At 40.5% G+C, this 22,267-nt stretch carries 23 protein-coding genes and 1 other annotated feature; all 23 genes read right to left on the bottom strand.

Features of this window, described 5'->3' with window-relative positions; genetic code table 11:
- Window positions 1-58 precede the first annotated feature (58 nt).
- Window positions 59-3,613: a DNA-directed RNA polymerase subunit beta gene (rpoB, locus tag TP70_RS03100; protein ID WP_044359255.1), complete on the bottom strand. Its 3,555-nt coding sequence runs from the start codon at window positions 3,611-3,613 to the stop codon at window positions 59-61.
- Between the two features lie 209 nt (window positions 3,614-3,822).
- Complete coding sequence (locus TP70_RS03095; RefSeq protein ID WP_044359254.1) at window positions 3,823-4,431, bottom strand: class I SAM-dependent methyltransferase; 609 nt, start codon at window positions 4,429-4,431, stop codon at window positions 3,823-3,825.
- Between the two features lie 153 nt (window positions 4,432-4,584).
- Window positions 4,585-4,950 (bottom strand): 50S ribosomal protein L7/L12, encoded by a 366-nt coding sequence (gene rplL / locus TP70_RS03090; protein ID WP_044359253.1) that lies wholly within the window; start codon window positions 4,948-4,950, stop codon window positions 4,585-4,587.
- Between the two features lie 45 nt (window positions 4,951-4,995).
- Window positions 4,996-5,496: a 50S ribosomal protein L10 gene (rplJ, locus tag TP70_RS03085; RefSeq protein ID WP_044359252.1), complete on the bottom strand. Its 501-nt coding sequence runs from the start codon at window positions 5,494-5,496 to the stop codon at window positions 4,996-4,998.
- 49 nt (window positions 5,497-5,545) lie between these two features.
- Window positions 5,546-5,684, bottom strand: a sequence feature (ribosomal protein L10 leader region).
- Between the two features lie 102 nt (window positions 5,685-5,786).
- Window positions 5,787-6,482, bottom strand: coding sequence for a 50S ribosomal protein L1 (rplA, locus tag TP70_RS03080; RefSeq protein WP_044359251.1), 696 nt, complete (start codon window positions 6,480-6,482; stop codon window positions 5,787-5,789).
- A gap of 194 nt (window positions 6,483-6,676) precedes the next feature.
- A complete protein-coding gene (gene rplK, locus TP70_RS03075) occupies window positions 6,677-7,099 on the bottom strand; it encodes a 50S ribosomal protein L11 (protein ID WP_044359250.1) in 423 nt (140 codons plus the stop codon).
- A gap of 167 nt (window positions 7,100-7,266) precedes the next feature.
- On the bottom strand, window positions 7,267-7,815 hold the full coding sequence (gene nusG / locus TP70_RS03070; protein WP_044359249.1) for a transcription termination/antitermination protein NusG: 549 nt from the start codon (window positions 7,813-7,815) through the stop codon (window positions 7,267-7,269).
- A 19-nt stretch (window positions 7,816-7,834) separates the two neighbouring features.
- Window positions 7,835-8,014: a preprotein translocase subunit SecE gene (gene secE / locus TP70_RS03065; RefSeq protein WP_044359248.1), complete on the bottom strand. Its 180-nt coding sequence runs from the start codon at window positions 8,012-8,014 to the stop codon at window positions 7,835-7,837.
- Window positions 8,015-8,032: 18 nt separating this feature from the next.
- The gene (gene rpmG, locus TP70_RS11915; protein WP_084207635.1) at window positions 8,033-8,176 is read right to left on the bottom strand and encodes a 50S ribosomal protein L33; all 144 of its coding nucleotides are present in this window, start codon (window positions 8,174-8,176) and stop codon (window positions 8,033-8,035) included.
- Window positions 8,177-8,234: 58 nt separating this feature from the next.
- Window positions 8,235-8,825: a sigma-70 family RNA polymerase sigma factor gene (locus TP70_RS03060; protein ID WP_044359247.1), complete on the bottom strand. Its 591-nt coding sequence runs from the start codon at window positions 8,823-8,825 to the stop codon at window positions 8,235-8,237.
- A gap of 80 nt (window positions 8,826-8,905) precedes the next feature.
- Window positions 8,906-9,427: an NYN domain-containing protein gene (locus TP70_RS03055; RefSeq protein WP_044359246.1), complete on the bottom strand. Its 522-nt coding sequence runs from the start codon at window positions 9,425-9,427 to the stop codon at window positions 8,906-8,908.
- Between the two features lie 3 nt (window positions 9,428-9,430).
- Entirely contained in the window at window positions 9,431-10,180 is a 750-nt protein-coding gene (gene rlmB / locus TP70_RS03050; RefSeq protein WP_044359244.1) for a 23S rRNA (guanosine(2251)-2'-O)-methyltransferase RlmB, read from the bottom strand.
- Window positions 10,181-10,183: 3 nt separating this feature from the next.
- Entirely contained in the window at window positions 10,184-10,534 is a 351-nt protein-coding gene (locus TP70_RS03045) for a Mini-ribonuclease 3 (RefSeq protein ID WP_174221468.1), read from the bottom strand.
- A gap of 43 nt (window positions 10,535-10,577) precedes the next feature.
- Window positions 10,578-11,978 (bottom strand): cysteine--tRNA ligase, encoded by a 1,401-nt coding sequence (gene cysS, locus TP70_RS03040; protein ID WP_044359242.1) that lies wholly within the window; start codon window positions 11,976-11,978, stop codon window positions 10,578-10,580.
- Complete coding sequence (cysE, locus tag TP70_RS03035; RefSeq protein ID WP_044359241.1) at window positions 11,962-12,603, bottom strand: serine O-acetyltransferase; 642 nt, start codon at window positions 12,601-12,603, stop codon at window positions 11,962-11,964. The genes cysS and cysE overlap by 17 nt, the downstream gene beginning before the upstream one ends.
- A gap of 313 nt (window positions 12,604-12,916) precedes the next feature.
- Entirely contained in the window at window positions 12,917-14,371 is a 1,455-nt protein-coding gene (gene gltX, locus TP70_RS03030; RefSeq protein WP_044359239.1) for a glutamate--tRNA ligase, read from the bottom strand.
- A gap of 156 nt (window positions 14,372-14,527) precedes the next feature.
- Complete coding sequence (ispF, locus tag TP70_RS03025) at window positions 14,528-15,010, bottom strand: 2-C-methyl-D-erythritol 2,4-cyclodiphosphate synthase (RefSeq protein ID WP_044359238.1); 483 nt, start codon at window positions 15,008-15,010, stop codon at window positions 14,528-14,530.
- Window positions 15,003-15,701, bottom strand: coding sequence for a 2-C-methyl-D-erythritol 4-phosphate cytidylyltransferase (gene ispD, locus TP70_RS03020; RefSeq protein WP_044359237.1), 699 nt, complete (start codon window positions 15,699-15,701; stop codon window positions 15,003-15,005). The genes ispF and ispD overlap by 8 nt, the downstream gene beginning before the upstream one ends.
- A gap of 115 nt (window positions 15,702-15,816) precedes the next feature.
- Window positions 15,817-17,184: a DNA repair protein RadA gene (gene radA, locus TP70_RS03015; protein ID WP_044359235.1), complete on the bottom strand. Its 1,368-nt coding sequence runs from the start codon at window positions 17,182-17,184 to the stop codon at window positions 15,817-15,819.
- 421 nt (window positions 17,185-17,605) lie between these two features.
- Window positions 17,606-20,053 carry an ATP-dependent Clp protease ATP-binding subunit gene (locus TP70_RS03010; RefSeq protein WP_044359234.1) on the bottom strand — a complete coding sequence of 816 codons (2,448 nt, stop codon included), beginning with the start codon at window positions 20,051-20,053 and terminating at the stop codon, window positions 17,606-17,608.
- A gap of 17 nt (window positions 20,054-20,070) precedes the next feature.
- Window positions 20,071-21,075 carry a protein arginine kinase gene (locus tag TP70_RS03005; protein WP_044359233.1) on the bottom strand — a complete coding sequence of 335 codons (1,005 nt, stop codon included), beginning with the start codon at window positions 21,073-21,075 and terminating at the stop codon, window positions 20,071-20,073.
- Entirely contained in the window at window positions 21,065-21,547 is a 483-nt protein-coding gene (locus tag TP70_RS03000; protein WP_044359284.1) for a UvrB/UvrC motif-containing protein, read from the bottom strand. The genes TP70_RS03005 and TP70_RS03000 overlap by 11 nt, the downstream gene beginning before the upstream one ends.
- Before the next feature lie 74 nt (window positions 21,548-21,621).
- Window positions 21,622-22,083 carry a CtsR family transcriptional regulator gene (locus TP70_RS02995; RefSeq protein WP_044359232.1) on the bottom strand — a complete coding sequence of 154 codons (462 nt, stop codon included), beginning with the start codon at window positions 22,081-22,083 and terminating at the stop codon, window positions 21,622-21,624.
- Window positions 22,084-22,267: the final 184 nt, after the last annotated feature.

The following is a 22,267-nucleotide window of genomic DNA, read 5'->3' as shown; positions in this document are numbered from 1 at the left end:
GAGAGGTTGGGTACTGAACTGTACCTCAACCTTTGCCAGTCTATTTGATAGTTAGTGATTATTCGTTCGTTTCTACTGGTGATTCTTGAGCTGCTGCTGGTTGTTGTGCGTTAAGTTTGTGATCAGGTGCGTCATCGTCTTCCATATCGCTCATATCAATTTCTTGATCTTGCTCATCCATCACTTTGACGTCTAAACCTAAACTTTGAAGTTCTTTCATCAATACGCGGAATGATTCAGGAACGCTTGGTCTTGCGATGTTTTCACCTTTAACAATCGCTTCGTACGTTTTAACACGACCAACAGTATCATCTGATTTGTAAGTCAAGATTTCTTGTAATGTGTACGCAGCACCGTATGCTTCAAGTGCCCATACCTCCATCTCACCAAATCTTTGACCACCGAATTGTGCTTTACCACCAAGTGGTTGTTGTGTAACAAGTGAGTATGGTCCAGTTGAACGTGCGTGAAGTTTATCGTCTACCATGTGCGCAAGTTTCAACATGTACATAACACCGACAGAAATACGGTTATCAAATGGTTCACCTGTACGTCCATCGTAAAGAACGGTTTTACCGTCACGTGCCATACCAGCTTCTTCAATTGTTGACCAAACATCATCATCATTCGCACCATCAAATACTGGAGATGCAACGTGAATGCCCAAGTTCTTAGCAGCCATACCTAAGTGTAGCTCTAATACTTGTCCGATGTTCATACGAGATGGTACACCCAGTGGGTTCAACATGATATCGATTGGACGACCGTCTGGTAAGTACGGCATATCTTCTTCAGGAACAATTTTAGAGATGACACCTTTGTTACCGTGACGACCACACATTTTGTCCCCTACATGAATTTTACGTTTTTGAACGATGTAAACACGTACTAATTGGTTAACACCTGGAGAAAGTGAGTCATCGCCTTCTTCACGATTGAACACTTTAACATCTAAAACGATACCGCCAGCACCGTGTGGTACACGTAATGACGTGTCACGCACTTCGCGGGCTTTCTCACCAAAGATCGCATGCAACAAGCGTTCTTCTGCTGTAAGCTCTGTTACACCTTTAGGCGTTACTTTACCAACAAGAATATCGCCATCTTTAACTTCTGCACCAACGTATACAATACCTCGGTCGTCTAAGTTTTTCAGTGCATTTTCAGATACGTTTGGAATGTCACGTGTGATTTCTTCCGGTCCAAGCTTCGTATCGCGTGCTTCTGACTCATATTCTTCGATGTGAATAGAGGTATACACATCGTCTTTCACAAGACGTTCGCTCATAATAACGGCATCCTCGTAGTTATAACCGTCCCATGTCATGAAGCCAACAACAACGTTACGTCCAAGTGCCATTTCACCAAGTTCCATTGAAGGACCATCAGCTAAAATTTCACCTTTCTCAACAACATCGCCAGCTTGAATGATTGGGCGTTGGTTGTAACAAGTACCTGAGTTAGAACGTTTGAACTTCGCTAATGGATAACGATCGAGTTCGCCTTCATACTCTTGACCATTCTCTTCAATCAAACGTCTTACTAAGATTTCTTTAGATTGAACGTGCTCTACACGACCACGGTGTTTCGCAATCACTGCTGCACCAGAGTCACGTGCTGCCACGTGTTCCATACCTGTACCAACGAATGGTGATTCAGGGTTTAACAATGGTACCGCTTGACGTTGCATGTTCGCACCCATTAAGGCACGGTTCGAGTCATCGTTTTCTAGGAATGGGATACATGCTGTCGCTGCTGAAACAACTTGCTTCGGCGATACGTCCATGTAGTCCATTTTCTCTTTCGCCATTGTTGTGTTGTTACCACGGAAACGACATACGATTTCATCATCAATGAAACGGCCATTTTCATCTAAGCGAGAGTTCGCTTGTGCCACAACATAACTATCTTCTTCATCCGCTGTTAAATAGTCGATTTGATCTGTAATTGTATTCGTCTCAATATCAACTTTACGATATGGTGTTTCAATGAAACCAAACTCATTGACACGCGCATAACTAGATAATGAGTTGATCAAACCAATGTTTGGTCCCTCAGGTGTTTCAATCGGACACATACGGCCATAGTGTGAGTAGTGAACGTCACGCACTTCCATTTGTGCACGTTCACGCGTTAAACCACCAGGTCCTAATGCTGATAGACGACGTTTGTGTGTCAACTCAGCAAGTGGGTTCGCTTGGTCCATGAATTGTGATAATTGAGAGCTACCGAAGAACTCTTTAATTGACGCAATAACTGGACGGATATTGATTAATTGTTGTGGTGTGATTGATTCAGTATCTTGAATTGACATTCTTTCACGCACAACACGTTCCATACGTGATAAACCGATACGGAATTGGTTTTGTAATAACTCACCAACAGAACGTAAACGACGGTTACCAAGATGGTCGATATCATCCGTAAAGCCGATACCGTGTAATAAGTTGAAGAAGTATGACATTGACGCAACAATGTCAGCTGGTGTGATGCATTTCACTTCTGAATCCGGGAATGCATTACCAATGACAGTTGTCGTACGACCTTCTTCATCATTCGGTACGTATACTTTGATTGATTGAATTTCAACCGGTTCGTCAACAATGCTATCTGGCAATTCATACACTTGTGCATTTGCATTTGATTCAAGAACGTCCATAATCTCGTCTAACTTGCGACGATCTAGAACTGTTCCTTCTTCTGCAACAATTTCACCAGTTTCTGTGTTAACGATTGGTTCCGCTAATTTTTGATTGAATAAACGGTGTTTTAAATGTAACTTTTTGTTCGCTTTATAACGACCAACACTCGCTAAGTCATAGCGTTTTGCATCGAAGAAACGTGAGTATAACAAGCTCTTCGCATTTTCAAGTGTTGGTGGTTCACCTGGACGTAAACGCTCATAAATTTCTAATAATGCTTGATCTGTATTTTCTGTGCTGTCTTTTTCTAAAGTATTACGTAAATATTCGTTATCTCCAATCAAGTCGATAATCTCTTGATCTGTTGAATAACCTAAAGCACGTAATAATACTGTTAATGGGAGTTTTCTCGTTCTATCGATACGCACATAAACAATATCTTTAGCGTCTGTTTCGTATTCCAACCATGCACCACGGTTAGGAATTACTGTCGCATCATAGTTCACACGACCATTTTTATCTAATTTTTCGTTGAAGTATACAGATGGTGAACGGACTAATTGTGATACGATTACACGTTCTGCACCATTGATAACGAAAGTACCAGTTTCTGTCATTAATGGGAAATCACCCATAAAGACTTCTTGATCTTTCACTTCGCCTGTTTCTTTAATGATTAAACGAACTTTCACACGTAATGGTGCTGCATACGTCGCATCACGGTTTTTAGACTCTTCTAAATCATACTTAGGTTCGCCTAGTCTGTAATCAACGAACTCTAAAGACAAGTTGCCTGTAAAGTCTTCGATTGGCGAGATATCTCTGAACATCTCTAAAAGACCTTCTTTTAAGAACCAGTCGTATGATTTTGTTTGAATCTCAATTAAGTTTGGTAACTCTAGTACTTCAGAGATTCTTGCGTAGTTTCTACGTTTACGATGTCTTCCATATTGGACAAATTGACCTGCCAAACAGATTCACCCCTCAAATATTGTGTCGTACTTTACAATAACATTGCATATCAAGACAAAAAGAAAACGGTAGCATATACTTGATGACACCATTTTCTGTTCTAATCACGCTATTTTTCAATGTTACAATGAAACTTTACCCGTAAAAGTACACACTTGTTGAACATAAATTTTTCATCTTATTACTTTACCATACATATCATTTGAAATCAACATTTAACGCTCTTTAATATGTGATAACCTTTACTATTTTTAATTGATTCCGCATTGCCAAAAACTGCCGCCATCTTTTTCTTAGCTGAAGGCATGCCTTGTTTCTTTTGAATGACAACGTACAGAGCGCCATCTTCTACTAACTTGTCGTACGCATCTTCCAACATTTGATGTACCACTTGTTTCCCTGCACGGATTGGCGGATTCGTTAAAATATAATCTTGTGACGCATTCGACACTTCAGTCAAACCATCACTTTCTTGAATCGTGACATTATCAATATGATTACGCTTAGCGTTTTTGCGGGCAAGTTCAAGCGCGCGATGATTCACATCAAGCATGGTAACTTGATCATGCGGTGCTACTTTCGCAAGCAATAATCCGATTGGACCATAGCCACAACCAACATCCGCTATGCGTTTAGACTGACCAGGTGGGCGCTCACTCAAAAAAGTACGAATTAATAAATCCGATCCGAAATCAACTTGATCTCTTGAGAAAACCCCTGCATCTGTCGTTAAGTTTAGTTGTTGTTGATAACACGTATAGATGATGTCTTTTTCATCAGATTGTGCATCAGGATGTGCGTCATAATAATGACTCATTGACTCTCACACCTTATCTACATATAAATTGTTTTAGGAGACATTGAGCAAATCGCTTATCATGTGTACAGCAATAAGTTTCTCAACAAATCCTTATACATATTCAAAAACCCGCTATTTTCATGAAATAGCGGGTTTTCACTTATCAATGAATTATTTTAATTCTACTGAAGCGCCAACTTCTTCTAAAGCTTCTTTAAGTTTTTCAGCTTCGTCTTTAGGTAATGCTTCTTTGATGATGCTTGGTGCACCGTCAACTAATTCTTTTGCATCTTTTAATCCTAAACCAGTTGCTTCTTTAACTGCTTTAACAACTTTGATTTTTGAAGATCCAGCTGAAGTTAACTCAACGTCAAATTCAGATTTTTCTGCTGCTGCGTCTCCACCTGCTGCACCTGCTGCTGCAACTGGTGCTGCTGCAGTTACACCAAATTCTTCTTCGATTGCTTTAACTAAGTCGTTTAATTCTAAAACCGACATTTCTTTAATTGCTTCAATGATTTGCTCTTGATTAGCCATGTTAATATTCCTCCAATTTTTAAATGTTTAAATTTAATTTATCAATTACTCTGCGTTTTCTTCTTTGTTTTCACCAACAGCTTTAACTGCATAAGCGAAGTTGCGGATTGGCGCTTGTAATACAGAAAGAAGCATTGATACAAGACCGTCGTGTGATGGTAAAGAACCAACTGTCTTAACTTCTTCAGCAGTGATTACGCTACCTTCCATGACACCTGTCTTAATTTCTAAAGCTTCGTGTTCTTTAGCGAATCCAGCGATAACTTTAGCTGGCGCTACAACATCGTCAGTTGTGAATGCAACTGCAGTTGGGCCAGTGAAAAATTCATCTAAACCTTCGATACCAGCTTGTTCAGCCGCACGACGTAACAATGTGTTTTTGTAAACTTTGTATTGTACGCCTGCTTCACGTAATTGCTTACGTAATTCTGTCACTTCAGCTACTGTTAAACCACGGTAGTCAACAACTACTGTAGAAACAGAAGTTTTAAGTTGCTCTGCGATTACGTCAACTTGTTGTTTTTTCGCTTCAATGATTCCAGACATTTAGACACCTCCATAGATAATTTTTATGCTTTTATATATCCAAGATGTCTCTCGAATAAAAAAAGCACTTTTTACCCTGGGCAAAAAGTGCTTGAATGTTTACACGTTCAAGTCAATTTAGCCTCGGTAGGATGAAATATTAAGCACTTAGATGCTCCTACTGTCTTAGGTAAAATATTCAACAAAACTAAATATAACTGTTTTCACTGTAATAGTCAACAGTTATTTTAAAGTTGTTTATGACAAAGCGTAAAATAACCAGTTGATCATTTTACGCTCATATCGTCAAATTAAAGTTTAAAAGTTGCAGTATCTACTTTGATACCAGGGCCCATTGTAGTCGTTACTGAAACAGACTTGAAGTAAGTACCCTTAGCTGAAGCTGGTTTCGCTTTTGTTAAAACATCTAATAATGTTTTGAAGTTGTCTACAAGTTTGTCAGTATCGAATGATACTTTACCGATAGACGCGTGTACGATACCTGCTTTTTCAGCACGGTATTCAACTTTACCAGCTTTGATTTCTTCAACAGCTTTTGTAACGTCCATTGTTACAGTACCTGTTTTAGGGTTAGGCATTAAACCTTTAGGTCCTAATACACGACCTAATTTACCAACTTCACCCATCATGTCAGGTGTCGCAACAACTACGTCAAAGTCAAACCAACCTTGTTGGATTTTATTCACGTATTCAGCGTCGCCTACGTAGTCAGCGCCTGCTGCTTCTGCTTCTGCAATTTTGTCGCCTTTAGCGAATACTAATACACGTTGTGATTTACCAGTACCGTGCGGTAATACAACTGCGCCACGGATTTGTTGGTCGTTTTTACGTGTATCAATTCCTAAACGGAATGCTACTTCAACTGAAGCATCGAAGTTAGCAACTGAAGTTTCTTGAGCTAATTTAATCGCTTCTTCAATCGCGTAGAATGCTTGGCGATCAATTTTGCTAACTGCTTCTTGATACTTTTTACCTTTTTTAGCCATTATTATTGTCCTCCTTTAGTGGTGTTATCGGAATGTCCTCCCACGTTTACTTGCCATAATAGCAAGTTGAGCGCAGATAGCCCAATGCGTTGGCACGCTTTTTTCGATGTCATCTCATATAACAAAGGGGTCTATCTGCGTTCACTACAAAATTTATCATTTGTTCGTTTCATTGCGTGTTGACGTTAATTTAATTACTCAACAACAATACCCATACTACGTGCAGTACCTTCTACGATACGCATAGCCGCTTCTTCGTCAGCAGCGTTTAAGTCTGGCATTTTAGTGTTAGCAATTTCACGTACTTGGTCTTTTGTTACAGTAGCAACTTTTGTTTTGTTAGGCTCACCAGAACCTTTTTCAACGCCTGCTGCTTTTTTAAGTAATACAGCTGCAGGTGGTGTTTTTGTAATGAATGTAAATGAACGGTCTTCATATACATAAATTTCTACTGGAATGATTAAACCTACTTGTTCTTGCGTACGTGCATTAAATTCCTTTGTGAAAGCCATAATGTTCACACCGGCTTGACCTAGTGCAGGACCAACTGGTGGTGCTGGGTTTGCTTTACCTGCTGGAATTTGTAACTTAACTACTTTTTCTACTTTTTTAGCCACGATGTGCACCTCCTTGATATCGTGATGTGGTCACAGGGCTCATTTTTTTGCCCTCCCACTCTTAACATTTCGTGACGAAATGTAGCGCTATAAATGCGCGACTTCGTTATTATAGCATTTAGATTATTAGATTACAACACAAAACTTTATTTCCTTTTTACACCGGACTAAAGTTTTTCAATTTGATCAAATTCAACTTCAACAGGTGTTTCACGTCCAAACATGTCTACTAATACTGTCAATTTGAATTTATCTGCTTCGATACTTTCCACTTCGCCCACTTGGTTCGCGAATGGTCCAGAAGTTACGCGTACTTGTTCACCAAGTTCAACTTCAACATCGATTGTTTTTTCTTTCATGCCCATTTGTTTCAAGATAAAACGTGCTTCTTCAGGCAATAATGGATTCGGCTTAGAACCTGCACCTGCTGAACCAACAAAGCCTGTCACACCCGGTGTATTACGCACAACGTACCATGACTCATCTGTCATCACTAACTCGACTAATACATAGCCAGGGAATGTTTTCTTCATTGATTTTTTCGCTTTACCATCTTTCACTTGTGTTTCCTCTTCTTCAGGAATCACAACGCGGAAAATTTGTTCTGTCATGTTCATAGACTCGACACGTTTTTCTAAGTTCTGTTTTACTTTGTTTTCATATCCTGAATAGGTATGAACTGCATACCAATGTTTCGCACCTAAATCTTCAGACATGCTGACATCTCCTCACTCACTATTTTATCATTTCAATTATTTGACCAATACCAATATCTAAACCGTAGAAAAATAGCAAGAAGAATACTACTGTAAATACTACGATTGACGTATATTTCACAAGTTCGGGACCTGTTGGCCAACTTGTCTTTTCCATTTCTGACTTAACACCTTGGAAGAAGCTCTCTTTTTTAGCCATTCTCGTCTTTACCTCCAATTATTTGGATTCTTTATGAAGTGTATGTGTTTGACATGCCGCACAAAACTTCTTCAACGCTAACCGATCTGTTCGGTTCGCAGATTTCGGAACATGGTAGTTACGGCTGCCACATTTCTCACAACTAAGCGGTACTTTTTTCACTTTAACTCACCTTAATCCTATAATACTCATTAACTATACATAAGGTCATGTTCAATTGTCAATCAACATTCGATTGTAATGCTGCTTTCAACTTTTGACGCACGCGATAAATAGCGTTGTAAACTTTTTTGGAATCTACCGCCATGGCTTGTGCGATTTCTGCTGGTTTCCATTCTTGATATAAATACTGACATACTTCCCGTTCCATTGGCGTCATCGTTGCTAGTACCTCGTTGAACACTTCTAAAAGCATGCCACTGCGAAGGGCTGAATCAATTGGATCGCCGTGCACTTGATGATTGTATTGATTTTGATACATCATCTTTTGTACGTATGTTTCAAAAATGCGCTGTCGATTTACCTTTTTGCGTCGATAGTCCAGCTTGCGACGACGTATCGTCCGATTAATATAATGCTCAATGGGACCACGTTCATAATCAACGCCAGCGCGCAATTTGTTATACAACGCGAATACTGTTTCTTGCACAAGATCTTCACGGTCATATTCATGCACACTATAATCGTTGAAACAATGTGTCGCACGTTGTCGGATATCGTTGAGCTGATGCTCTAGCAAATGTATCTGTGCTGTTGAGGGCTGTTGAGACGGGGGACATGTGTTGGGTGTGTCGGATTCAATGTAACGCATCGAGATCGCCTCGCTTTAATAAAAGATTGCTCATTCATCGTATGAACATCTCCTTCAAAAAGCAAATCGAGACTTCTCAATTATTGCCATTCACCACGTCTTATTTTCTCAAACTCTGTCAAAACTTCTTCCGACAAGTGCATACGTGTGCGCGGTTTTTGCGCTTCAAACGATGAAATTGTCTTAGACACAGCCGTTTTGTTTTCTTTCAAATGACGCCACATCTCACGTGATGAAATGCGATATGCACCTGTCCCAAAGATGGCGTGTTGCTCACTCATATCGCTCGTTACAACTGTAATATGCGTAATGTGCTTGTTGTAAATATTGTAGACATAACGTTCGATAAAGCTGTCTGCCGTTTCGCCTTCTTTCGTAAAGATGACATGCACACCGTGATAGACTGTTTCTGCTTGTGGCGTCCCTTGCTCATACGCATCGAACACACAAATAATACGTCCTTTAACGAGTGCGTTATAGTTCGCAATTTCTATCAACAGTTGCTCCCTTGCCTCTTCCAAGTTTTCCTTGGCAAGACGACTTAATTCTGGTGACTGTCCAATCATGTTATAACCGTCAATAATCACGTAATAATCTTTCATCGGTTACTTGTCACCGCCGATAGGTTGACGCTTTCTCAACACCTCATACATCATGAGGCTGGCTGCTACTGACGCATTCAAACTGTTCACATGCCCAACCATTGGGATCTTAATATAAAAATCACATTTCTCTTTCACACGGCGACTCATCCCTTGCCCTTCACTGCCTATCACGATAGCAAGCGGCATATCGGCTTGCATTTGACGATAGTCTGTCGCATTGTTTGCCTCTGTTCCTGCGACCCAATAACCTTGATCTTTTAACACATCAATCGTTTGCGACAAGTTCGTCACTCGAATGACTGGTACGTGTTGAATCGCACCTGTTGACGCCTTAGCAACGGTTTGTGTAAGTGCCACCGAGCGACGTTTTGGAATGATGATACCATCTACACCCGTTGCATCTGCTGTTCTAAGAATTGATCCTAAATTGTGTGGATCTTCCAAGCCATCCAAAATTAAGACAGTTGAAAGTGATTCCTTATTCGCTTGTTGTTCTAAAAAATGTTCTAGCGTTTCATACTCGTACGGTGCGATATAAGCAGCAACACCTTGATGCGGTGCTGTTGAAATTTGATCTAATTTCGATTTTGGCACAGTTTGAACGACGAGTTTTAAATCTTTCGCATGTTTTAAAATATCGTCAATTTGCTGCTTTTTAATTCCTTCTTGGATCATGACCTTATTCACAGCATGACCACTCGTAATCGCTTCACGAACGGCATGACGCCCTACAATCACTTCTGATTCCATCGATTAACACCTCTTTTCTACACGATTTACAATTTCATACAATAACTCTATGATTCGATCTGTTTCCTGTGCTAAGTGTAAATAGCCAATAAGCGCTTCAAGTCCTGAACTTTTGCGATACGTTTGAATATCTGTGTTTTTTGCTTTTGTATGACTTTTTGCGTTGCGACCACGCTTAATAATTGCTAACTCGCTTTCTGTAAACCAATCATCTGCGAGTAATTCTTCTAACGTCTGTGCTTGACTTTTAGCAGAAACGAACCGTTTGGCTTCTTGATGCAAACGGTTCGGTTTACTTTGGTGCTTTAAAATAATATGCCCACGTACAAACTGGTCAAGCACTGCATCGCCCATATATGCAAGCGTTAAAGGGCTTAGCAATTTAAAATCAATTGGCTTAGACACGTTTAAATCTCACACCTTGAGGCGTATCTTCTAATAAAATGTTTTGTGCTTTGAGTTGGTCGCGGATCTCATCTGCACGTGCAAAGTCTTTATTTTTACGCGCTTCATTACGTTCTTCAATTAACGCTTCTACTTCTGCATCTAGCAATGCATCTGCTTGTGCCGATTGTAACGGTACACCTAAGACATCGCTAAAGATTTGGAACACTTCTTTAAAGCGTACTATCACAGCTGTTGCCGTATTATCTTCTAACAAATATTTGTTTGCTAGTTTTGCTAAATCGTACCAAGCTGTAATCGCATTTGCTGTATTGAAGTCATCGTCCATTACTTTTTCAAACTGCGCTAAAATCGCATCAATTTGATCGATATAATCTTGTGCCACGACAAGGTCCGTCACAACCGCTTCACGCGCAAGCAATGCATCGTAACTATTGCGAATACGTGTCAAACCACTTTTCGCCGCTTCGACAAGCTCTAAGTTGTAGTTGATTGGACTGCGATAATGCACACTAATCATGAAGAAACGCAACACATCTGGGTCAACTTCTTTAATAATATCATGAACTAAAATAAAGTTACCGAGTGATTTACTCATCTTCTCATTATCAATATTAATAAAGCCGTTATGCATCCAGTAATTCGCAAATGGGGCATGGTTGTGACACTCTGATTGTGCAATTTCATTTTCATGATGTGGGAATTGTAGGTCACTACCACCTGCATGAATATCAATCGTTGGGCCTAATTTTTCAAATGCCATAACAGAACATTCAATGTGCCAGCCCGGACGTCCTTCACCAAAAGGACTATCCCAACTAATTTCACCCGGTTTTGCTTTTTTCCAAAGTGTGAAGTCCAACGCATCTTCTTTGTTTTCACCTTGTTCAATACGTGCGCCCACTTTCAAATCATCGAGCGACTGATGGCTCAACTTGCCATACTCGTCAAACTTACGTGTTCTGAAATACACATCGCCGCCACTTTCATACGCATACCCTTCATCCACTAACTTTTTAATAAAGGCAATAATCTCGTCCATATGATCCATCACACGTGGATTTGACGTCGCTGGTTTAACGTTCAACGCACCCGTATCTTCGTGGAACGCTTTAATATAACGCTCCGCAATTTCAGGCACTGTTTCGCCTAATTCTTGTGCACGTTTAATTAATTTATCATCAACATCTGTGAAGTTCGATACGTAATCAACTTCAAAACCTTTATACTCTAAATAACGTCTCACTACGTCATAATTGATTGCTGGGCGCGCATTACCGATATGAATATAGTTGTAAACAGTAGGGCCGCATACATACATCTTTACCTTGCCCGGTTCAATCGGTTTAAACGGCTCTTTTTGACGCGTTAATGTATTATATAATGTAATCATCTTTAATCTCCCCGTTTTTCGTTTGTTCGAGTTGTTTTTCAAGCTGCTTAATTTGTTCAAAAATTGGATCCGGTAAGTTCAAGTGGTCGAATGTTTTACCGATACGTTTACCATCTTGTTTCACAATACGTCCTGGAATACCGACAACCGTCGTGTAGCTTGGGACATCTCGTAATACAACTGAGTTCGCACCGATATTGACATTAGAATGCACTTTGATGTTACCAAGTACTTTTGAGCCTGCTGCAATCAGTACGTTATCGCCAATGTCCGGGTGACGCTTCCCTTTTTCTTTACCCGTCCCACCTAATGTAACACCTTGGTAGATCGTAACATTGTCGCCAATCGTACATGTCTCACCGATAACCACGCCCATCCCGTGGTCGATAAATAAACGACGACCAATCTTGGCACCGGGATGTATTTCAATCCCTGTAAAAAAGCGTGATACTTGTGAAATAATACGTGCTAAAATGTAGTGCTTCTTTTGATACAATTTGTGCGCGATCAAATGACTCCATACAGCATGTAACCCTGCATATGTCGTAATGACTTCAAAAGATGAGCGTGCAGCCGGATCTTGCTCAAATACCATTTTTACATCATCCATCATACGTCGTAACATTTATGTTCTCCCTCTCTTCTCAAGGTTTTGTTGTCGCCTCGTAAAAACAGCACCTCTAACATTAAATTGTCAGAGGTGCTGTTGCACGGTTCCACTCTCATTAATATACGCCAACATCCACATGCTACGTATATTCACTCATTGGTTGTATAATACTGTTATCCTAAAGGTGCATTCGACTATACATGTGGTGTACTCGCAGCAACCGTACACTCTCTGAGACACTTGTAGTAGCTTACTAATCCTTTATTCCAAATTCACTTTAATAGTAGTCGATTTGACCGCTGATATCAAGTTAAATACTTAACACGAATTACAGTAACTTTTGAATGCGTGTCAATACTTTATCTTTACCGAGTACTTCCATTGTGTTCGGTAATTCTGGACCATGCATTTGTCCTGTTACAGCAACACGGATTGGCATAAAGAGTTGTTTCCCTTTAATACCCGTTTCTTTTTGTACCGCTTTGATTTCTTTTTTAATATCTTCTGCTTTGAATGATTCCAACGCTTCTAACTTGCCACTCAATACGCGCATTAATTCAGGCACTTGTTCGCCGTCTAACACTTCTTGAGCTGCTTCATCTAACGCTTTTTCATCACGGAAGAACAATTCAGAAAGCGGCACAATTTCACCCGCATAGCTCATTTGTTCTTGATATAAAGCTACTAATTTACGTCCCCATTCAAGATCCGCTTCAGATGGTGATTCCGGTAATAACCCTGCTTTAATCATATGTGGCAATGTCATTTCAAATACCGTTTCAGCATCTTTTTCTTTCATGTATTGGTTGTTAATCCACTCAAGCTTTTGTTTATCGAAAAATGCCGGTGATTTTGATAGACGTTTTTCAGTAAAGATGTCAATAAACTCTTGTTTAGAGAAAATCTCTTCTTCGCCTTCTGGAGACCAACCTAACAATGCGATAAAGTTAAAAATCGCTTCAGGTAAGTAGCCAAGATCACGATACTGCTCGATAAATTGTAAAATTTGACCGTCACGTTTACTTAACTTCTTACGTTGTTCGTTAACGATTAACGTCATATGACCGAAACGCGGTGGTTCCCAACCAAATGTTTCATAGATCATCAATTGTTTTGGTGTGTTCGAAATGTGGTCGTCCCCACGAATCACGTCTGTAATTTCCATATAATGGTCATCTACCGCAACGGCAAAGTTATACGTTGGCACACCATCTTTTTTCACGATAACCCAGTCACCGAAATTGTCTGATTCAAATGACACTTCGCCTTTTACCATGTCATCGAATTTGTACGTACGATCTTGAGGGACACGGAAACGAATAGATGGTTTGCGACCTTCCGCTTCAAATTGTGCGCGTTCTTCATCTGTTAAATGTGCATGCTTGCCACCGTATCTTGGCATTTCGCCACGTGCGATTTGCTCTTGACGTTCAGCCTCTAACTCTTCTTCCGTCATATAACACTTGTACGCTTTATCTTCTGCTAATAACTGGTCAATTAATGGTTGGTAAATATGACCACGTTCTGATTGACGGTAAGGTCCGTAACCTTTGTCTTTATCTACAGACTCATCCCAATCAAGACCAAGCCATTGCAAGTTGTTAAATTGTGATGATTCGCCGTCTTCTAAATTACGCTTTGAATCTGTATCTTCAATACGAATTACAAAATCGCCACCGTAATGTTTCGCGAATAAATAGTTAAATAATGCTGTACGTGCGTTCCCGATATGCAAATATCCTGTTGGACTTGGCGCATATCTTACTCTTACTCGTTCACTCATCGTATTCACTCCTGTTTTTATCTTCAATTGTTATATTATAGCATGTGAGAGAGTGGGACAGAAATCAAATTTTAAAAAATTGACTTCGTTCCTCTAGACTCCATTTGGAAAAAGCGCCGATATTCAGTCATCTGCTGACGCTTCGCTCTCAAGTACTTAACTTTGTGTTTGAACGACTGATACAATCGCTTGTGCTGCGATACCTTCTTGGCGGCCTGTAAAGCCTAATTTCTCGCTCGTCGTTGCTTTCACATTAACCCATTCGATACCTATATCAAATAAATCTGCAATCACTTGGCGCATCGTATCAATGTGCGGGCGGAATTTTGGACGTTCTGCAATAATCGTCGCATCTACATTATTAATGACATAGCCGAGCGCTTTTACTTCTTCATACGCTTCTTTTAACAAAATTTTAGAATCGGCATCTTTAAATTGACTATCTGTGTCTGGGAATAATTTACCAATATCTCCAAGTGCGCATGCGCCTAACATAGCATCTGTAATCGCATGTAACAATACATCTGCGTCACTATGCCCTTTTAAGCCGTGTGTATGGGGCACTTCAATACCACCAATAATCAGTGGGCGGGTCTCATCAAACGCATGAACATCGTAACCTAAGCCTACTCTAAACATGATCTGTTTCTCTCCTTTTTTCAATAATCGCTTGTGCATTTGTTAAATCTTCTTCCGTCGTTACTTTAATATTATCGTAATTGCCTTCTACCATAAACACCGAATGTCCTGCATACTCCAGTAACGAAGCATCATCCGTACCGACAATGTCATTTGCCTGTGCCTTATCATACGCTCCTTTAAGCACTTCATATGTCGCTCCTTGTGGCGTCTGTACTTGCCAAAGGTATTGTCGATCCAACGTTTCTGTAACAAATTGGTCACGCACAACTTTAATCGTATCTTTCGCTTTTACACCAACAACAGCCGCACCATGCTGATTAATAGCATCTGCAAGCGTACGAATGGTTGATTGCGTCACGAAAGGACGTGCGCCGTCATGTACAAGTACAACTTCATTTGCCGCCAAGTCTAAATCATCAATGACTTTATGAATACTTTCTTGACGTTCTCGACCACCTGTAACAAACTTTTTCACTTTATCAAAGCGTGCAAGCAACGTCATTAAACGTTCACGGTCTTCCGGTTGCACAGCAAGATAAATCCCTTCGCACGCCGGATCTTGTTGGAAGACACGCACGGTATGTTCAATAATTGTCTGTTGTTCAATTTCAATAAATAATTTATTGTATGTACGCCCCATTCGCGTTCCTTTACCTGCCGCTGGGATAATCACATGATAACCCGTCATTACCGTCGCCACCTTTTCACTTTATAACACTCAAATCGTATAAGAGACTCACGTTTAAAGCAACACAAACATCAGTCGTGCCAAACGCACATCTATACAAGAGCCACTTTCTATTCTATGATGCCTTCAATGCATGTTTCAATGCGTCATGCACGGATGTCACACCAATCACTTCAATACCTTCTGGAAAAGTCCAACCGCCAATATTCGTTTGTGGAATAATGACACGTTTAAAACCTAACTTCGCCGCTTCTTGTACACGTTGTTCAATACGTGACACACGTCGCACTTCGCCAGTCAGTCCGACCTCACCGATAAAGCAATCCAAACCATCGACAGCACGATCTTTAAAACTCGTCGCAGTTGCAATAATAATACCTAAGTCCACCGCTGGCTCTGTTAATTTCACACCGCCCGCTACTTTGATATACGCATCTTGTTGTTGAAGTAAATAGCCTTCCTTCTTCTCCAACACCGCCATTAACAAGCTCAAACGGTTGTGATCAATACCTGTCGCCATACGTCGCGGATTGTTAAACGTCGTCGGTGTCACCAATGCCTGTACTTCAATCAATAATGGGCGAGAACCTTCCATCGTCGCAACAATCGTTGAACCGGGTACGTTAGAGGAACGTTCTTCTAAAAACATCTCTGACGGGTTAACAACACTTTGCAAGCCGGATTGTTTCATTTCAAAAATACCCATTTCATTCGTTGAGCCAAAACGGTTTTTCACCGCACGCAAAATACGGTACGCATGATGTTCGTCCCCTTCAAAATAAAGTACAGTGTCTACCATATGTTCGAGCAAACGTGGTCCTGCGATTTGCCCTTCTTTCGTTACGTGCCCAACGATAAACGTGGCGATGTTCATCTGTTTCGCAATATGCATTAAGCTTTGTGTACTTTCGCGCACTTGCGACACAGAGCCCGGCGCTGACGTAATTTCAGGATGGAAAATCGTTTGAATCGAGTCGACAACAATCAACTCTGGCTCTAACTTCTTCACCGCATCATGAATCACTTCCAAGTTTGTTTCCGCAAACACATTCAACGCACTTGCATCTTCTTCTAAACGATCGGCACGTAGTTTCGTTTGATTAAGCGATTCTTCACCCGTAATATATAAAATTTTTCGTTCTTTAGACAATGAGGCACACATTTGTAGCAATAAAGTCGACTTCCCGATTCCCGGGTCGCCACCGATTAACACGAGTGAACCTTGGACGATGCCGCCCCCTAATACGCGGTTCAATTCTCGACTATTCGTCAAAATGCGTGGTGCTTGTTCTTGTTTCACATCATTCAACTTCTGAACTTTCGCTGTTGATTGTGTGCGCACACCGTGTTTCGGACTCGTCGCTTTCTGTTCAATCGTCTCTTCCATGCTATTCCACGCACCACAGTTAGGGCATTTCCCCATCCATTTTGGCGTTTGATAGCCACACGCGGTACATTCAAAAGTCACTTTCTTCTTCGCCATGTCGACACACCTCCATCTCATCTATTCTATACTGTCAATCATCATCATTCCACTTAATTATGAAGTACAACCCTATCAAAAAACAACAAAAAAATGAGACACGCGGTTAGGACAAAACGCTTAGGATTCGAGCAGATTAAAACTTGTTTTCGGTGTATTCACTACAATGTCAATTAACATTATTGGCAGTAGCTGTTTGATATGTATCATTGTTTTACAATCTTGATACATATCTAATCAGCCTTGCCGGGGGCACTACGACGAAATCAATGCTTGTGCATAAGATTTCTGTAGTGCTCCCAAATTTTGCCGAAATCGTGGTTGTTCTGCCGTAAATCCTGCCTTGGGAATACCATTTTTCAGTTTCCTAGGGCACATTTCATATTGTCCTATCCTATCATGTCTCACTCTTCATCATGCATTATGCTGTTGGTTCTTCTTCCTTACGTTCTGTCACGTTATATTGGAATTCTTCGCCATCGTAATCAACCGTTACGTCTTTACCATCCAACTCTGCACCTTCAAGAATCAACTCACTCAAGCTATCCTCGACTGTTTTTTGGATGGCACGTACAAGCGGACGCGCACCATATTCAGGGTCATAACCTTCTGATGCGATTTTTTCTTTCGCTGCTTCCGTCACTTGAACGTGAATGTTTTGTTCTGATAAACGTTTTGTTAATTGATCCACCATTTTCGTAACGATTTCTTTCAATTCTTCTTTATCTAATTTATGGAATACGATAATATCATCGACACGGTTTAAAAATTCTGGGCGGAATGCATTCTTAAGACTCTTCATCATCGTATTGCGAATTGTCTCATAGTCGCTGCCTTCTGATTTGCCACCAAATCCTGCAAAACGTTGATCTTGTAATTCTTGTGCCCCAACGTTTGATGTCATAATAATCACCGTATTTCTAAAGTCTACACGACGACCTTTCGTATCTGTTAAATGCCCGTCATCAAGCACTTGTAACAAGACGTTGAAAATATCTGGATGTGCTTTTTCAATTTCATCAAATAAAATCACTGAGTATGGTTTACGACGTACTTTTTCAGTTAATTGTCCACCATCATCATGACCCACATATCCTGGAGGCGCTCCGACTAAACGACTCACCGCATGTTTCTCCATGTATTCACTCATGTCGACACGAATCATCGCATCTTCTTCGCCAAACATTGATTCAGCAAGTGCACGTGCCAGTTCTGTTTTACCAACACCTGTTGGTCCTAAGAAGATAAAGCTACCGATTGGACGTTTTGGATCTTTAAGGCCCGCACGCGCACGACGTACTGCTTTAGAAATTGACGTCACAGCATCTTTTTGACCGATAACACGTTCATGCAACGTCTCTTCAAGATTCAATAAACGATCAGACTCCGTTTCATTCAAGCGTGTTAATGGAATACCTGTCCAACCTGCAATCACTTCAGAAATATCATCCGCGACAAGTGTTGTTTGACGATCATCTTGGTTGTTTTTCCATTCATTTTTCGCCGTTTCATATTGTGACTCCAATTTTGTTTGTTTATCACGTAAGTTCGCCGCATTTTCAAATTCTTGCGCATGTACTGCAGCATCTTTTTCTTTTTTCACTTGTTCAATTTGTTGCTCTAATTCTTTCAAGTTCGTTGGTGTCGTATGATGTCTCAAACGCACTTTTGAGCTCGCTTCATCAATCAAGTCAATCGCTTTGTCAGGCAAGAAACGATCTTGGACGTAACGATCACTTAACTTCGCCGCAGCTTCAACCGCTTCATCAGAAATGTTAATGCGGTGATGTGCTTCATAGCGATCTCTTAAACCTTTTAAAATCGCAATGGTATCTTCAACACTTGGCTCATCCACTTGAACCGGTTGGAAACGACGTTCAAGCGCTGCATCTTTTTCAATATGCTTGCGGTATTCATCTAAAGTTGTCGCACCAATACATTGCAGTTCACCACGTGCTAACGCTGGTTTCAAAATGTTAGACGCATCAATCGCACCTTCTGCGCCACCTGCACCAATCAATGTGTGCAATTCGTCGATAAAGAGAATCACGTTACCTGCTTGATGAATTTCTTCCATTACTTTTTTCAAGCGTTCTTCAAATTCACCACGATATTTCGTACCGGCAACCACTGTTCCCATATCTAATGACATCACACGTTTGCCTTTCAATGTTTCAGGCACTTCGTTGTTCACAATGGCTTGCGCTAAACCTTCTGCAATCGCTGTTTTACCAACACCTGGTTCCCCGATAAGGACTGGGTTGTTTTTCGTACGACGGCTTAACACTTCGATTACACGTGTAATTTCTTTGCTACGTCCAACAACTGGATCTAACGTACCATCTTTCGCAATAACTGTTAAATCACGTGCTAAGCTGTCTAATGTCGGCGTATTGTTAGATTGTGACACTTGACCATTGTTTGATGCCATTTCAGGGCTACCCAATGCTTTCACAACTTGTGCGCGTGCTTTCGTAATATTTAAGTCTAAGTTCGCAAAAACACGTGCTGCAACGCCTTCATTTTCACGAATTAACCCGAGTAAAATATGTTCTGTTCCTACAAAGTTATGTTGCAATTTACGCGCTTCATCCATTGACAATTCAATGACTTTTTTCGCACGTGGTGTGTAATGTAATGTGCCGATATGTTCTTGACCGTGACCGATCAATTTTTCAACTTCATTGACCACTTTTTCTTCTGTAATATCAAAGCTTTCTAATACTTTAGCGGCAATGCCTTCAGGTTCTTTCATCAAACCTAATAATAAATGTTCCGTTCCAATATTCGAATGATTGAATCGAATTGCTTCTTCTTGTGCATGCGCCAACACACGTTGGGCACGTTCTGTTAATCTACCAAATAACATAAGTCAACCTCCAATTTTTATAATTTCTGTCTTAAAATATCTGCTCTTTTTGATTCGATTGATTGTGTTGTTTCGTCATCTATTAAAAATGGTGATTGGATTGCAATCATCAATGCATTAAAATCAAATGCCGGCATGTCCAGCACACCTAAATCGACACCTAACTTAATATCGCTCAAACGATACGACGCTTCTTCTACTGAAATGCGACGACTATATTTCAAAATACCGAGCGAACGATAAATTCGATCTAACGTCTCCGTTTCTTTATGTGCTAACAAACGTTGACGCACATCCAGTTCTTCATTAATAATTTGTGTCACCAATTCAGTGAGTGCGTCAATAATCTCTTGTTCAGACTTACCGAGCGTCAATTGGTTCGATACTTGATACACATGACCATATACTTGTGATCCCTCGCCGTAAATACCACGAATCGTAAAACCAAAGCGGTTAATCGACTGTGCAATACGGTTCATGCGTTTCATAATCGAAAGTCCTGGCAAATGTAACATCACACTCGCGCGCATCCCCGTTCCAATATTCGTTGGACATGTCGTCAAATAACCAAGCGTTTCATCATAACTAATCGCCACTTCTGCATCGAGTTGATCATCAATATCAGACGCACGTTGATACAATGTGTCGAGCGATAAGTCAGATCCCATCACTTGAATACGTACGTGATCTTCCTCATTCACCATTACACTCACGGATTCATCGTCATTCAACAAAACAGCTGCTGCCGGTTGCTTCGTCAATTCTGGACTAATCAAATGCTTCGCCACGAGCTTATACGCACTTTGCTGATCAATATCTGCAAGTCGTTGCACGCGTAAATCCGTCAGAGCATCTTGTACTTCATTTACTACACGATGCCCCTCTTCTTCATTCGGGAACATCAGCGGATGCACATAGTTTTCCAGATTGCGTGCTAAGCGAATGCGTGAGGACATCACGACTGGTTGTGTCTCTTCTTGCTGTTGCTCATTTTGCAACGGTGCATCATGTTCATGCGTCATGGTGTTTCGACACCTCACTTTGTTGCGTCGCTTCCAACGCTTGAATTTCATCGCGTACGACAGCCGCTTCTTCAAAAGCTTGTTGTGCAACGAGCGTCTCTAAATACGCACGCTTTTCTTCAATTTGACGTTTCAAAGCACGCTTTGTATGTGATGACTTTGGATATTTACCCGAATGTTCAAGATGTCCACCTTGCACACGACGGACGATGTCAGCAACATCATCACGAAATGTGTCGTAGCAATCGTGACAACCAAACTTCCCGACATGTGCAATATCTTTCAACGTCATCTGACATGTTGGACAGCGTTTCTCTTCACGATACATCATTTTATCAACATTGAGTCCATGTTTCGCAGCGAGATGTTGTAAGATTTGTTGAATGACAAACGTTCCTTCAACATCATCGCCTTCATGCCATTGCTCATCTGATTGACCGTGAATCGGGTCTTGATACAAATGAATATCCATTGTTTTTTCCGGCTGACCTTGCTTCAATTTTTGTTTTTTTTCTTGACGATACATGACGCATCACCTTCTCATCTCTAATAATAATTGATCACTGGTAACAAGCGTTTCAATATATTGGCACGAATGATGTCTCGTGCGGCAACATCCATTTTCAACGTCTCTCGATCAACAACTGCAGCAATCATTTTTGCTTCACGTTCACTGATTAAGCCATTTTCTAATAGCCCATCAATAATATAGTACGCTTGTTGTTGCGAAAGCGATGTACCGATCAGTGACATCAAGTGTTTAATATAATTCGCATGATCTTTCGTCTCTATCTTCGTGATGCGAATGTAACCTCCACCACCACGTTTACTTTCTATTTCATAACCATGTTCATTCGTAAAACGTGTCTTAATCACATAGTTGAGCTGAGATGGTACGCAATCAAAGCGTTCGGCAATGTTCGCACGCTGTATTTCTACAACATCCGCTTCTGCCTCCTCGAACAGCTGTTTAATATATTGTTCTATGATATCTGACATATTGTGCATCATATCACCCCTTTTGACCATCTTTGACTATATTATATGACCATCTTTGACCTTTTTCAACCAATATGTTTTTTAATTCATTAATTTGTTATTTTAAAACGTGGGGTTTTCATCAATTCACAACACTTGATAACGCTTGATATTACACGTTTTCATAAATTTACATTAATCATCATTTCACATC

This window comes from Staphylococcus microti, assembly GCF_000934465.1.
In the GTDB taxonomy this organism is placed as follows: Bacteria; Bacillota; Bacilli; order Staphylococcales; family Staphylococcaceae; genus Staphylococcus; species Staphylococcus microti.
This window is presented reverse-complemented; position numbering and strand designations above follow the sequence as displayed.

Bases quoted from the DNA above. Each gene is read 5' to 3' on its own strand.
- TP70_RS03095 (WP_044359254.1), bottom strand. From the start codon at position 4,431: ATGAGTCATTATTATGACGCACATCCTGATGCACAATCTGATGAAAAA.
- rplL (WP_044359253.1), bottom strand. From the start codon at position 4,950: ATGGCTAATCAAGAGCAAATCATTGAAGCAATTAAAGAAATGTCGGTT.
- rplJ (WP_044359252.1), bottom strand. From the start codon at position 5,496: ATGTCTGGAATCATTGAAGCGAAAAAACAACAAGTTGACGTAATCGCA.
- rplA (WP_044359251.1), bottom strand. From the start codon at position 6,482: ATGGCTAAAAAAGGTAAAAAGTATCAAGAAGCAGTTAGCAAAATTGAT.
- nusG (WP_044359249.1), bottom strand. From the start codon at position 7,815: ATGTCTGAAGATTTAGGTGCGAAACATTGGTATGCAGTTCATACCTAT.
- secE (WP_044359248.1), bottom strand. From the start codon at position 8,014: ATGGCTAAAAAAGAGAGCTTCTTCCAAGGTGTTAAGTCAGAAATGGAA.
- TP70_RS03060 (WP_044359247.1), bottom strand. From the start codon at position 8,825: ATGCGTTACATTGAATCCGACACACCCAACACATGTCCCCCGTCTCAA.
- TP70_RS03055 (WP_044359246.1), bottom strand. From the start codon at position 9,427: ATGAAAGATTATTACGTGATTATTGACGGTTATAACATGATTGGACAG.
- rlmB (WP_044359244.1), bottom strand. From the start codon at position 10,180: ATGGAATCAGAAGTGATTGTAGGGCGTCATGCCGTTCGTGAAGCGATT.
- TP70_RS03045 (WP_174221468.1), bottom strand. From the start codon at position 10,534: ATGGGCGATGCAGTGCTTGACCAGTTTGTACGTGGGCATATTATTTTA.
- cysS (WP_044359242.1), bottom strand. From the start codon at position 11,978: ATGATTACATTATATAATACATTAACGCGTCAAAAAGAGCCGTTTAAA.
- cysE (WP_044359241.1), bottom strand. From the start codon at position 12,603: ATGTTACGACGTATGATGGATGATGTAAAAATGGTATTTGAGCAAGAT.
- gltX (WP_044359239.1), bottom strand. From the start codon at position 14,371: ATGAGTGAACGAGTAAGAGTAAGATATGCGCCAAGTCCAACAGGATAT.
- ispF (WP_044359238.1), bottom strand. From the start codon at position 15,010: ATGTTTAGAGTAGGCTTAGGTTACGATGTTCATGCGTTTGATGAGACC.
- ispD (WP_044359237.1), bottom strand. From the start codon at position 15,701: ATGACGGGTTATCATGTGATTATCCCAGCGGCAGGTAAAGGAACGCGA.
- radA (WP_044359235.1), bottom strand. From the start codon at position 17,184: ATGGCGAAGAAGAAAGTGACTTTTGAATGTACCGCGTGTGGCTATCAA.
- TP70_RS03010 (WP_044359234.1), bottom strand. From the start codon at position 20,053: ATGTTATTTGGTAGATTAACAGAACGTGCCCAACGTGTGTTGGCGCAT.
- TP70_RS03005 (WP_044359233.1), bottom strand. From the start codon at position 21,075: ATGACGCATGAACATGATGCACCGTTGCAAAATGAGCAACAGCAAGAA.
- TP70_RS03000 (WP_044359284.1), bottom strand. From the start codon at position 21,547: ATGGATATTCATTTGTATCAAGACCCGATTCACGGTCAATCAGATGAG.
- TP70_RS02995 (WP_044359232.1), bottom strand. From the start codon at position 22,083: ATGCACAATATGTCAGATATCATAGAACAATATATTAAACAGCTGTTC.